Source organism: Pseudomonas sp. UBA6562 (assembly GCF_002434265.1).
GTDB lineage: Bacteria > Pseudomonadota > Gammaproteobacteria > Pseudomonadales > Pseudomonadaceae > Aquipseudomonas.
On record NZ_DJJS01000007.1, the window covers coordinates 710,433 to 723,066 of the forward strand.

Sequence of the window (12,634 nt, forward strand, 5' to 3'; positions counted from 1 at the left end):
CACAGGCGCAACGAGCCGGCCGCAGGGGCCGGCGGGCCGGCTTACTTCAAGACAGCCAGCGCGGCGTCGTAGTTCGGCTCGTCGCCCACTTCGCTCACCAGTTCGCTGTGCAGCACACGGTCGTTTTCATCCAGTATCACCACGGCACGGGCGGCCAGGCCTTTTAACGGGCCGTCGGCGATGGCGACGCCATAGTCCTGGAGGAACTCGACGCCGCGCAGGGTCGACAGGTTCTGCACGTTGTCCAGGCCCTCGGCGCCGCAGAAGCGGTCCTGGGCGAACGGCAGGTCGGCGGAGATGCACAGCACCACGGTGTTGCCGAGGTCGTTGGCCTGGGCGTTGAACTTGCGTACCGAGGTGGCGCAGGTCGGCGTGTCGACGCTGGGGAAGATGTTCAGCACTTTGCGCTTGCCGGCGAAATCGTTCAGCGATTTGTCGGCCAGGCCTTTGCCGACCAGGGAGAAGGCTGGCGCTTGCGCACCGACCTGTGGCAGTTGGCCGTTGACCTGGACCGGGTTGCCTTTGAGCGTGACTTGAGCCATGGAATGCATTCCTCGATGACGGTTGTGTAAAGCCACCGAGTTAACCACGAAGCGCCGGACGTGCCTACGATGGCGAACGAATTAATGCCCCTGCGCTGCTCGCCATAGACGTAAAAAAGCCCGGGCCGCCAAGCGCACCCGGGCCGTGGTTCGTCAGGCGATCAGCTCAGCAAGCCATACACCACCGAGGTCAGCGCCACCAGCCCGACCAGGGTCACGAACACGTTGGACATCGCCCCACTGTATTTGCGCATCGCCGGCACGCGGCGGATGGCGTACATCGGCATGAGGAACAGCAGCACGGCGATGATTGGGCCGCCGAACGACTCGATCATGCCCAGAATGCTCGGGTTCAAGGTGGCGACGATCCAGCACACCACCAGCATCAGCGCAGCCACCACGCGGTCGAGGGTCTTGGCGCTGGAGCGCAGGCCGGTTTTGCCGAGCATGCCCTTGAGGCCTTCGCTGGCGCCGATGTAGTGGCCGAGGAACGACTTGGCGATGGCGACGAAGGCGATCATCGGCGCGACGAACCCGATGATCGGGTTGCCCAAGTGGTTGGCCAGGTACGACAGGATCGACAGGTTCTGCGCCTTGGCCTCGGCCAACTGCGCGGTGTCGAGGGTCAGCACGCAACTGAAGACGAAGAACAGCACCATGGCCACCATCAGCAGGTGGGCGCGCATCAGGATCTGGCCGCTGCGCTCGTCGGCATGCTCGCCATAGCGACGCTTCTGGTCCACGGCGAAGGCGGAAATGATCGGCGAATGGTTGAAGGAGAAGACCATCACCGGAATCGCCAGCCACACCGTGTGCAGGAAGGCCGAACCTGCCGGCACATGGTGCGCGGTTTCGAGAATGCCGCCGGTCCAGTGCGGAATCAGGTACAGGCCCAGCAGCGCCAGCGCGACGATGAAGGGATAGACCAACAGGCTCATGACCTTGACCGTAGCCGCTTCGCCGCAGCGCACGATAGCCAGCAGGCCGAGGATCAGGCCGAACGCCAACAGCGCGCGTGGGGGCGCTTGGAGGTGCAGCTGGTGCTCCATGAAGCTGGTCACGGTGTTGGTCAGCGCCACGCTATAGATCAGCAGGATCGGAAAGATGGCGAAGAAGTACAGCACGGTGATCACCGCACCGGCCGTGAGGCCGAAATGCTCTTCGACCACCTCGGTGATGTCGCCGCCACGGCCCGACAGCACGAAGCGGGTCAGGCCGCGGTGGGCGAAATAGGTCATCGGCAGTGCCAGCAAGGCCAGCACCAGTAGCGGCCAGAAGCCGCCCAGGCCTGCGTTTATCGGCAGGAACAGCGTGCCGGCGCCGATGGCGGTACCGAACAGGCCGAGCATCCAGGTGGTGTCGTGACGTGACCAGCTGGCCAGGGCTGTCGGGGTCGATTGGTATTGTTGTTCAACGCTTGGGGCCTGCTCATTCATTCCGGGTGCAACTCCACTCGCAAGACTGCAACAGGCTGAGCGCGGCGAAACCCGCGGGTTGCGCCAGCTCAACCGAAAAGAGGGGCGCGATTGTGCACGTAATGGCAACGCTTGCGAAGCCCCGCCCGAGCAGTGGTTGCACCTAGAGCTACCAGGGTGCCAGCATCCGGGTGGCGCACGCGGGCGTTGGTCTGTCGGCAGGCCAGGGTTAGAATGAGCCGCTATTTACCAGCGTATACGGCCATCATGCAGTCCGATCTCGACCTGTTCGGTAGCCAACCCCAGCGTTTGGCCACCCACACCGTGCTACTGCCCGGCTTCGTATTGCCGCGTCTCGAAGCGCTGCTCGATGCGCTACGCCCGGTGTTGCGCACGGCGCCCTTTCGGCACATGGAAACGCCTGGCGGGCAGACCATCGCGGTGGCCTTGAGCAACTGCGGCGACCTGGGCTGGGTCAGCGACCGGCGCGGCTATCGCTATACCACGCACGATCCGCTCAGCGGCGCACCTTGGCCCGCCCTCCCCGCGCTGCTCGCGCAGTTGGCCCATGAGGCCGCCGACGCCGCTGGTTTCGACGACTTCCACGCCGACACCTGCCTGATCAACCACTACCTGCCCGGCACGCGCTTGTCGCTGCATCAGGATCGCAACGAGCGCGATTTCAGCCACCCCATCGTATCGATCTCGCTGGGCCTGCCGGCGGTGTTCCTGCTGGGCGGGCAGCAACGCGGCGACGCCACGCAAAAGGTGCCGCTCGCCCATGGCGACGTGCTGGTCTGGGGCGGTGACGACCGTCTGCGCTTCCATGGGGTGCAGCCGATCAAACCGGGCGAGCACCCACGCATGGGCAGCCGGCGAATCAACTTGACCTTGCGGCGCGCCAGCTGACGACGGCACATCATGGATGCTCCGCTGGCACCGCGAGCGCCAGGCGCATTATGCTAGGCCGGCATCTTTGCTCCTGCCACTATGTGAGTGCCGAATATGAAAATCGATGACATGGATGCCTTCGTGGCCGTCATCCGTTGCCAGTCCACCAACCTCGCGGCGCAGGCCCTGCAGCTGACCCAGCCGGCGATCACGCGCCGGGTGCAGCACTTCGAAGAAGATCTGGGCGCCGTTCTGCTCGACCGCAACACCAAGCCGCTCAAGCCTACGTCCATGGGGCTGCGGGTGTACGAACAATGCAAGGCGATCCTGCGCGAGATCGATGCGCTGCACGAACTGGTGGCCAACGACGGCGCCCCTTCTGGCAGCCTGCGTCTGGGTGTGCCGCAAACCCTGGGCGATGTGGTGTTGCTGGATGCCCTCGGCGCGCTGCGTGAGCGCTACCCGACACTGCGCACGCAAGTCAGCAGCGGTTGGGGCAGCAGCTTGCTGGCACGGATGGAAAACGGCGAACTGGATGCGGCCGCCGCGCTGTTTCCACCCGGCAAGATCTTCCCCGAAGGCATCGTCGGGCGCTCGATGCTGCGTCTACCCTTGCAGGTGGTTGCGGCCAAGGGCAGCGTGGCCCGTCGTACGTGCAAGCTCAAGGATTGCTACAGCCAAGGCTGGGTGCTCAATCCAGACGGCTGCGGCTTTCGCGCCGGCCTGCAGCGCGCCCTGAGCGAACAGGGACTGAACCTTGCGATCAATCTGGAGACCTTCGGCACCGATTTGCAATTGGGCCTTGTGGCCAATGGCCAAGGATTGGGGCTGGTGCCAGAGCCGCTCTTGCGTGGCAGTGTCCATCGCGAGCGTTTGGAGGTGCTGAGCGTCAGCGATTTCAAGCCACAGGTGGACCTTTGGCTGCTGCATCCACGCTATTTGGGCAACCTCATGGAACCGGTGGAGCTCTTCGGCGAGGTGGCTGCGGCCCGCTTGCAAGGCCGTGCCCACATAGCGATCGATGCAGAGGGTGCCAATACCTGAGCCGTTGCAATTGCCCGGCGTCTGTCCCAAGCTCTGACCCTTGCTTTTGCCAAGGACCAGACGATGCCTAGACGCAACCGCCTCCTGACCGCCGCGCTCCTGGGGGCTGTCGGCGTGGGGACGCTCAGCTACCTCTGGCGCGAGCCGATGCCGACACCGAGCGCTGCGCCGCCGGCCAGTTATGCCAAAGCCCTGCGACTGGCGCACGATGGCCAGCCGGGGGCCGCCCGCCTGCTCTATCAACAGCTGCAACGCCACGATCTGTCGCCCATGCGCCGCGCGGCACTTTATGAAGAACTGCCCAACTACCCGTCCTCCATTGCGTTGAAGCTGGCCAAGCAGGATCTGACCCATGACGACCCGCTGGTGCGTCGAGCTGCGGTCATGGGCATCAAACGCCTGCTGCCGCCAGCGCAACGCAGCATGGCACTAGGGCCGTTGCTCGAAGACGACGACCTGAGCGTGCGGCATGCCGTGGTCGATGCGTTGCTGGGCCTGTCGCCCGATGCCGTGGGCTTGTATTTCAGCCCCTTGCAGGAGGCGCTCGAAGCCTATCAGCAAGTGCTCGAAGGCCAGCCCGACGATGCCGACGCGCAATTGCACCTGGCGCGGCTGTACCTGCACGAGCAAGCCTACACGCAGGCTGCCGCCGCCCTACGCCGCTGTTTGGCGCTGGACCCGCAGAGCACCGACGCCCTGGCCACCCAGGTACGTTTGCTCGAGCGCCAGGGTGAGCACGACGCCTCGCGCCAGGTGTTGGCCAAGGCCCTGCTGGAAAACCCGAACTCCGCGTTTCTGCAGCATGAATTGGGCTTGTGGCTGTTGCGCCACGCGCAAACCGAATACGCCTTGTTGGCCTTTTCCAAAGCCGTGGAGCTGGAGCCGGACAATGCCGACTACCGCTACACCTTGGCGACCACGTTGCATGAGTTGGAGCAGGTCGATGCGGCGCAGACCCAATTACAGACACTTCTCGACCAGCATCCCAACCACCGTCGAGCACGGCTGTTGCTGATCGCCTATTGGAAGGAAACCGGCCAGTTGCAGAACGTACAGGTGCTGTCAGCCGAGCTGGAGCGGCAAAACGCCGACGATCCTGCGTTGCAACAAGGGCTTTGACCTGGCAGACAAGTATCTGCTTTCGATACAGCGACAGGCTTATGGCGATGCGAGCAAGCCGTGGGTCAGCGGCCGATGTCTTCGTCCCAGATGCTGGGGTGTTGCTCAATGAAGCGCTGCATGAGGTGCTGGCAATGCTGATTGTCGAGCACCTGCACCTCTACTCCGCGACTGCGTAGCAAATCCTCTTCGCCCATGAACGTTCGATTCTCGCCTACCACGACCCGGCCGATGCCATACAGCAGGATCGCCCCGCTGCACATTGGACAGGGCGAGAGCGTGGTGTAGAGGGTCGATTCACGATAGATGGCCGCGCTCAGGCGGCCCGCGTTTTCCAGCGCGTCCATCTCGCCATGCAGAATGGCGCTGCCTTGCTGAATACGGCGGTTATGTCCGCGGCCAATGATTTCGCCGTCGTGTACCAGGACCGAGCCGATGGGGATGCCACCTTCGTCGAACCCCTTCTGGGCTTGTTCGAGAGCCGCTTGCAGATAGCGTTCGTGCGAGGTATGGGCATTGGCCATGATGACTCCGGAAGGCGGGTAGATACCCAGGCTAGCACGTGGCCTGGGCTTGATCGACTGGGCCTGTGACAAGTCCTACAAGACAGGTCTCGAGTGCACGTGTTTTACAGGAATTTACCCACCCAGACCTCATGAGCTTTTCCCCTACTCTGCGCTGATTCCCTACGCGCAACGGTTGCGCGGGTATGTCTGCCGCTTGAGGATCCCTCCCCCATGACCGCACTTCGCCAGCCTCTGCATTCGCTTCGCAGCCTTCTGCTGATTGGAGGAATCTGCTTGATTCCCATTTTTTGCGGCACCTTGGTGATCGTCCAGCAAATCGATCGTGCCCTGGATGTGGCTGCCCGGGCCGCCGGGCAGCGTGCGCTCTATGTGGTAGACCGGGTATTCGACGCAGTACGCGAGACTAGCAATATAGCCATGCACAGCCCCCTCCAGGATTGCTCGGGGATGAGCACGCAATTGGCCACTCGAGTCAAGGCCAATCCGATGCTCCAAGCCTTAGCCCTGCAACAGGCCAACGGCAACATCTGCGTCTCCAGCGAAACGGACCGGCCTACAGCGGCCACGTTCGAACGCCTGGGCGATCAACGCATCACGTTGAACACACCCACCCCCGACAACGCGTTGGACAGTCTACTGACGTTCGCCTGGCACGCTGATGACCACACACTGCTGGCCACCGTGAAGGGCCGGCAATTGCATAGCCAGCTCTCGCAGTTCACCAATGGCGAAATTCTGCAATTGGATTTTGTGGATCATTCGATTTGGATCACTCAACACGGCTTCGAGCGGAGCAATGCCAAGCTGACCCTCAACCGCGCCAGCAAGCTGTCGACGCAGTACGACTACACCGTGCACGTGGGCTACGGCCCCGACACCTTCCGGCGCATGTTCTGGCGCTATGCGCTCAGTGCCCTGCCGTGGCTACTGGTGGTTGGAGTGGTGACGGGCGTCGGCGCTCACCTGCTCAGAGCGCGCAATAACCGCAAGACGCAGATACCGTCTTGACGGTACCTGCATCGCGTTGGCATCACTCGGTTTGCAGCACGCCGCGCAGCACCTGGTCGCGCTCGATCGATTCGAACAACGCTTTGAAGTTGCCTTCCCCGAAGCCGTCATCGCCCTTGCGCTGAATAAACTCGAAGAACACGGGGCCCAGCAGGGTCCCGGAGAATATCTGCAGCAAAAGCCGCCGATCGCCTTGCTCAGACGCGCCGTCCAGAAGAATCCCACGAGCCTGCAGCGCATCGACCGGCTCACCATGGTTGGGCAGCCGCTCTTCGAGCATATCGTAGTAGGTTTGCGGCGGCGGCGTCATGAACACCATGCCCAGGCCTTTGAGCGCATCCCAGGTCTTGATCAGATCGTCGGTCAGGAAGGCCACGTGCTGGATACCCTCACCGTTGAACTGCATGAGGAACTCTTCGATCTGCCCCGCCCCCTTGGAAGACTCCTCGTTGAGCGGAATACGGATCATGCCGTCAGGTGCGGTCATGGCTTTGGAGGTCAGCCCGGTGTACTCGCCCTTGATGTCGAAGTAGCGAATCTCGCGGAAATTGAACAACTTCTCGTAGAACCCCGCCCAATACGCCATACGCCCGCGATAAACGTTATGGGTCAAATGGTCGATGATTTTCAGGCCCGCGCCTTGCGGGTGGCGGTCCACGCCTTCGAGGAAGGTGAAGTCGATATCGTAGATCGAGCTACCTTCTTCGAAACGGTCGATCAGGTACAGCGGCGCACCGCCAATCCCCTTGATCGCCGGCAAACGCAGCTCCATGGGGCCGGTTTCTATCTCGACGGGCTGCGCACCGAGCTCCAGCGCCCGGGCATAGGCCTGATGGGCATTGCGTACGCGAAACGCCATGCCGCATACCGAAGGGCCGTGCTCGGCAGCGAAATACGATGCCACGCTCTTGGGTTCGTTGTTGAGAATGAGGTTGATGTCGCCCTGGCGATACAGGTGTACCGCTTTGGAACGGTGCGTAGCGACATGGGTGAAGCCCAGCGCCTCGAATACCGGCTCGAGCACGCCTGGTGCAGGCGCTGCAAGCTCGATGAATTCGAAGCCCATCAGGCCCATAGGGTTGTCGAAGAGATCAGTCATGGAATTGTCCTTTGTCAACGAAAAAATCAGCGGTCTATGTAACCTTGTTTTTCTCGTTGAACCGGCGGTGAGCACGGTATGCCTCGCACACTGCGGGCGAGGAAATCACCAATGATCAGCTTGAACCCATAACGCGCCATAACCACTCGGCCTCGACGGACTGCCTTCCGGGGGAAGGCTTATTGTTTTATTCGTAAATCGATTCTACATAGCGTAATAGCGTTTGTCGCCCGCTCATTATTGCCTCTGGCCGACAAGCGACTATCCTGTGGCAAAACTTCCCTATGCGACAAGGTTAGACCTCCATGCCCTTGACGGCTCGCCGCCTTACTCACTGGAGTTGGCGCACTCTTCTGCCCTGGGCTTTGGTGATCCTACCGCTGCTGATCGGCACCCCCGCACTGCGTTGGCAGGCTGAGCGCGAACTCGAGGCGCAAAGCCACAGCGCGGCCCTGCAGGTATTGCAGCAGGTCGAACGCATCCTCGATCATCTGTCCACTGCGGCCCATACTCTGCTGCCACTGGCCGGCCAGCCCTGTGAACGGGCCAGCCTGGCCCTGCGCGCCGAAGTCACGCGCAACGCTTTCGTCCGCTCGACGGTGCTGTTCGACCAGGAGCGGGTGTATTGCACATCGCTGCTCGGCGGTTACGACGAAGCGGTCGATGTCGACGATTACACCGAGGGCACCCTCTGGTTGATGGATGGCAACTCCGTCACACCCGGTCATCCGCTGATGATCTATCGCACGGGCGAAGCCCGCCGCGGCGTGTTGGTGACGGTTGATGGCGAACACCTGCTGACCTTTTTACGTCTTTACGGCGAGGACCTGGCCCTGCAGATCCGCGTGGGCGAACACTGGCTGGGCGCCGACGGCCAAGTGCACACCGGTACGCCGCCCGCCCCCGCGCATGCCCTGGCGCAATTGGCTTCGACCCGCTACCCGATCAGCACGCAGGCAGGCTTTAGGAAAAACCTGTCCTTGGTTTTCATGCTCAGCCATTACCCTGCCCTGTTCGCCTTGCTACTAGGCATCGGCCTGCTCGCCGGTAGCGCATGCCGCTGGCAGATACGCCGCGCCTCCTCGTCTCGCGCCGAACTGGAACGCGCGCTGCAAGCCGACGAGTTCATTCCCTACCTGCAACCGGTGGTGCGTAGCGGCGACTATCACTGGGCCGGAGTCGAAGTCCTGATGCGTTGGCAGCATCCGCGCGAGGGCTTGGTGCGACCCGACCTTTTCATCCCCTACGCCGAGCACAGCGGGCAGATCGTCGCCATGACCCGCGCGCTGATGGAGCGCACCGCACGCAGCCTGGCGCCGTACGCCGCACTGCTCGACGACGGATTCCACATCGCCTTCAATATCACTGCCAATCACTGCCGCAACCTGGCTTTGCTCGATGATTGCGCCCACTTCCTCGCCCAGTTCCCGCCAGGCCGCGTCGCCCTGACGCTGGAACTGACCGAACGCAAACTGATCGAGCCCGATGCGGCCACCCTTGAGTTGTTCGCCAAACTCCACGAGATGGGGGTGATGATCGCGCTCGACGATTTCGGCACCGGCCAGTCCAGCCTCAATTACCTGCACCAGTTCAACATCGATTACCTGAAGATCGACCGCAGCTTCGTTGCCATGATCGGCGGCGAGGCGCTGTCGCTGCACATCCTCGAAAGCATCATCGAGCTGTGTGAAAAGCTGGGCTTGGGCATCGTCGCCGAAGGGGTGGAAACGCCCGAACAACGCGATTACCTGGCCCGCCACGAAGTCGAGTACCAACAAGGCTATCTGTTTGCCAGGCCCATGCCCGTGGCCGACTTCCTCACTGCCCTGGCCGCACGTCCGGGGCCGCCGGCCTTGTCCGCCAGGACGCCGCCTGAGATCATCCGCGATTGACCACAGGTCCAACTCAGGAAAGGGGCAATCGTGTCCAGGGGCATCGTTACTTCGGTATTGGCGTCGTGTCTGTTCGCCGTCATGTACTTCTACACCTCACTGCTCGCGCCACTGGACGGCGAGGAAATCTTTGGCTGGCGCATCTTGCTGACCCTGCCCTGCCTCACCCTGTTCATGTGGGTGACCAAGGACTGGCAACGGGTCGGCGAACTGTTGGGTCGCGTGCGCCGCACCCCTGCGCTGTTGGTAGGTATGCTCGGTACCTCATGGCTCATGGGCGTCCAGCTTTGGTTGTTCCTCTGGGCACCGTTGCATGGGCGCAGCCTGGAAGTGTCGATGGGCTATTTCCTGTTGCCCTTGGCCATGGTCGCCACCGGGCGCCTGGTGTACGGCGAGCGGCTGTCCCGCCTGCAGTGCATAGCGGTGGGTTGCGCAGCGTTGGGGGTGGCCCATGAGCTGCTCCAGCACGGCAGCTTCGCCTGGGAAACCCTGGTGGTGATGTGCGGCTATCCGGTGTATTTCGTGCTGCGCAAGCGCTGCCGTACCGAACACCTGGGCGGCTTGTGGTGCGACATGTTCCTGCTGCTGCCCTGGGCCGTCTATTTCGTGGTCCAGGGGCCGCTGTCGTCGGCCGATCTGGCCGAGCATGCCAGGCTCTATGTGTTGATTCCGCTGCTTGGCGCGATCAGTGCGGGCGCGCTGATCGCCTATGTGATGGCCAGCCGCTCGTTGCCGTTCACCCTGTTCGGCCTGCTCAGCTACGTCGAGCCCGTGCTGCTGGTGGGCGTGGCGCTGCTACTGGGCGAGACCATAGGCCCCGACCAGTGGCTGACCTACCTGCCGATTTGGGCGGCGGTGCTGGTGCTGGTGCTCGAAGGCCTCAAGCACCTGGCGCAGCAGCGTCATCGTCGCGGCTGAGGCGAACCTGGCGCACACGCCGCTCTTCGACCGCCACCACGGTCAACGTCCAGCCATTGCAGCTCAAGCGGTCACCGATCACCGGCAAACGATCGAGCAGGCTCATCACCAGGCCTGCGAGGGTTTGATAGTCCTCGGTGGCGCGTGCGGCGAAGCCGGTGCGCGCCTGGACCTGGCTCAGGTTGAGCGCACCGCTGGCGACGAAGCCCCGGCCTTCCTCGACGATCTCCGGCCCCCCGATTTCGCTGGCATCGGGCAGCTCGCCGGCGATCGATTCGAGGATGTCGGTCATGGTCAGCAACCCGGTGAAGTCACCGAACTCGTTGATCACGAAGGCGATGTGCGTCGATTGCGCGCGCATCTGCTCCAACGCATTGAGGATGCTGAAGCTCTCCAGCAGGTTCAGCGGCACCTGCACCATGCTTTCCAGGTCGGGCTGGCTGCCGGACAGTAGCGCCTTGAGCAGTTCCTTCTTGTGCACATACCCCAATGGCTCCTCGATGTGCCCGGCACGAATCACCGGCAGGCGCGAGTAAGGCGAATGGGCCAGGTTCAGCGCATTGGCCTTGGCGTCCAGCGCCAGGTCGATGGCATCGACCTCGGCGCGTGCCGTCATGACCGTGCGGATCGGCCGCTCGGCGAGGTTCAGCACGCCACTGATCATCACCCGCTCACGGCGATCGAACAGCACCTGGGTTTCGCCGTCCTCCACCAGGTCGGCGATGTCTTCGCCCACTTCGTCGCTGCTGACGCGACGGCCGCCCAGCAGTCGCAGTACCGCGTGCGCGGTGCGTTCACGCAGCGGCAGTTGCCCTTGCACACTACGTTTGCGCCGAGCGGTGGCCAGTTGGTTGAACAGCTCGATCAGCAGCGAGAAGCCGATGGCGGCGTACAGGTAGCCTTTCGGGATATGGAAGCCGAGGCCTTCTGCGGTCAGGCTGAAGCCGATCATCATCAGGAAGCCCAGGCACAGCATGATCACCGTGGGATGGGCATTGACGAAGCGGGTCAGCGGCTTGCTGGCGATGATCATGATGCCGATGGAGAAGATCACCGCGATCATCATCACCGACAGGTGCTCGACCATGCCCACGGCGGTAATCACCGCGTCCAGCGAGAACACCGCATCGAGCACCACGATCTGCGCCACGATAGGCCAGAACGCGGCGTGGCGCAGCGGTCCCTTGTTCTGCGGCGCATGCCCTTCCAAACGCTCGTGCAGCTCCATGGTGGCCTTGAACAGCAGGAACACACCACCGAACAGCATGATCAGGTCGCGCCCGGAGAAACTCTTGCCGAATACCTCGAACAGCGGCGCGGTCAGGGTCACCATCCACGAGATGCTCGCCAGCAGGCCCAGACGCATGACCAGCGCCAGGGTCAGACCAATGATCCGCGCGCGGTCGCGCTGATGGGGCGGTAGCTTGTCGGCGAGGATGGCGATGAAGACCAGGTTGTCGATACCGAGCACCAGCTCGAGCACGATCAACGTAAGTAGGCCTAGCCAGGCCGTGGGGTCAGCTAGCCATTCCATCAGCGGATACTCACGGCAGGGTCAAAGGAAGCGATCGGGCGGGAGGGTCTTGGCGACCCGAAGCGGGGAGGCTCGGTAAAAGCGCTCATAGGGACCTTGATAGAAATTGCGGAAGATGATCCTACAACCCATTCAGACAAATCTCACAGCGAGAAACTATTACAAACTGTAGCCAGACTTTCCCTGGGACCTGCGCGGCGTACCCATAGCGTGCGCCCCGCCTCTACACAGGGTAACGGGCTGTCTCAACCCCACCTTTCAACGCAACAGGTCTTCGATCTGCTCATGCAGGGTGTTCAGATCGAAAGGTTTTGCAAGAATCGGCGCCTTGCGCGCGATGGGGCTGCCCGATTCGACGATCTCAGCCGGATAGCCGCTGATGAAGATCACCTTCAGGTCAGGCCGCAGCTTCACCGCAGGTTCGGCGATCTCCACGCCCGATACCCCGCCCGGCAGACGAAAGTCGGTGACCATGAGATCCAGATGGGGCTTGGTGGCCAATATCGCGAAGGCCTCTTGGCTGTCGGCAGCGACCAAGACGTGGTAGCCCATATGCGACAGGTATTCGCTCAAGACCATTCGGATCGCCGGCTCGTCCTCGACGACCAGCACTACATCTTGTGCATCTTCACTCATAACAAAGCC

Annotated in this window: 12 protein-coding genes; 6 read left to right on the plus strand and 6 right to left on the minus strand. The window is 62.5% G+C overall.

Annotation, left to right across the window (positions count from 1 at the left end):
• Positions 1 to 41 precede the first annotated feature (41 nt).
• Together tpx and B4M43_RS15165 are read right to left on the minus strand one after the other, a co-directional pair.
• Positions 42 to 542, minus strand: a complete 501-nt coding sequence (gene tpx, locus B4M43_RS15160) for a thiol peroxidase (protein ID WP_296268265.1) — start codon at positions 540 to 542, stop codon at positions 42 to 44.
• Positions 543 to 703: 161 nt separating this feature from the next.
• Positions 704 to 1,978, minus strand: coding sequence for an aromatic amino acid transport family protein (locus B4M43_RS15165; RefSeq protein WP_296268266.1), 1,275 nt, complete (start codon positions 1,976 to 1,978; stop codon positions 704 to 706).
• A gap of 213 nt (positions 1,979 to 2,191) precedes the next feature.
• On the opposite strand from B4M43_RS15165, the gene alkB reads away from it, so the two are divergent.
• From alkB to B4M43_RS15180, 3 genes are all read left to right on the plus strand, one after another.
• Entirely contained in the window at positions 2,192 to 2,866 is a 675-nt protein-coding gene (gene alkB, locus B4M43_RS15170) for a DNA oxidative demethylase AlkB (protein WP_296268267.1), read from the plus strand.
• A gap of 96 nt (positions 2,867 to 2,962) precedes the next feature.
• Positions 2,963 to 3,892: a LysR family transcriptional regulator gene (locus tag B4M43_RS15175; RefSeq protein WP_296268268.1), complete on the plus strand. Its 930-nt coding sequence runs from the start codon at positions 2,963 to 2,965 to the stop codon at positions 3,890 to 3,892.
• A 63-nt stretch (positions 3,893 to 3,955) separates the two neighbouring features.
• Complete coding sequence (locus B4M43_RS15180; RefSeq protein ID WP_296268269.1) at positions 3,956 to 5,011, plus strand: tetratricopeptide repeat protein; 1,056 nt, start codon at positions 3,956 to 3,958, stop codon at positions 5,009 to 5,011.
• Between the two features lie 65 nt (positions 5,012 to 5,076).
• Here the strand turns inward: B4M43_RS15180 and B4M43_RS15185 are convergent, their stop codons facing one another.
• Positions 5,077 to 5,535, minus strand: coding sequence for a nucleoside deaminase (locus tag B4M43_RS15185; RefSeq protein WP_296268270.1), 459 nt, complete (start codon positions 5,533 to 5,535; stop codon positions 5,077 to 5,079).
• 213 nt (positions 5,536 to 5,748) lie between these two features.
• Here B4M43_RS15185 and B4M43_RS15190 point away from each other — a divergent pair, with 213 nt between their 5' ends.
• Entirely contained in the window at positions 5,749 to 6,546 is a 798-nt protein-coding gene (locus tag B4M43_RS15190; protein WP_296268271.1) for a CSS-motif domain-containing protein, read from the plus strand.
• Between the two features lie 22 nt (positions 6,547 to 6,568).
• On the opposite strand, the gene hppD is transcribed toward B4M43_RS15190, so the two are convergent.
• Positions 6,569 to 7,645, minus strand: a complete 1,077-nt coding sequence (gene hppD / locus B4M43_RS15195) for a 4-hydroxyphenylpyruvate dioxygenase (protein WP_296268272.1) — start codon at positions 7,643 to 7,645, stop codon at positions 6,569 to 6,571.
• Positions 7,646 to 7,950: 305 nt separating this feature from the next.
• Here hppD and B4M43_RS15200 point away from each other — a divergent pair, with 305 nt between their 5' ends.
• Positions 7,951 to 9,537, plus strand: coding sequence for an EAL domain-containing protein (locus B4M43_RS15200; RefSeq protein ID WP_296268273.1), 1,587 nt, complete (start codon positions 7,951 to 7,953; stop codon positions 9,535 to 9,537).
• Between the two features lie 30 nt (positions 9,538 to 9,567).
• Positions 9,568 to 10,455 carry an EamA family transporter RarD gene (rarD, locus tag B4M43_RS15205; protein ID WP_296268274.1) on the plus strand — a complete coding sequence of 296 codons (888 nt, stop codon included), beginning with the start codon at positions 9,568 to 9,570 and terminating at the stop codon, positions 10,453 to 10,455.
• Here rarD and B4M43_RS15210 read toward each other — a convergent pair.
• Both B4M43_RS15210 and B4M43_RS15215 read right to left on the minus strand, forming a co-directional pair.
• Complete coding sequence (locus B4M43_RS15210; protein WP_296268275.1) at positions 10,418 to 11,989, minus strand: TerC family protein; 1,572 nt, start codon at positions 11,987 to 11,989, stop codon at positions 10,418 to 10,420. The two genes, rarD and B4M43_RS15210, sit on opposite strands and share 38 nt — an antisense overlap.
• A gap of 258 nt (positions 11,990 to 12,247) precedes the next feature.
• A complete protein-coding gene (locus B4M43_RS15215) occupies positions 12,248 to 12,625 on the minus strand; it encodes a response regulator (protein WP_296268276.1) in 378 nt (125 codons plus the stop codon).
• Positions 12,626 to 12,634: the final 9 nt, after the last annotated feature.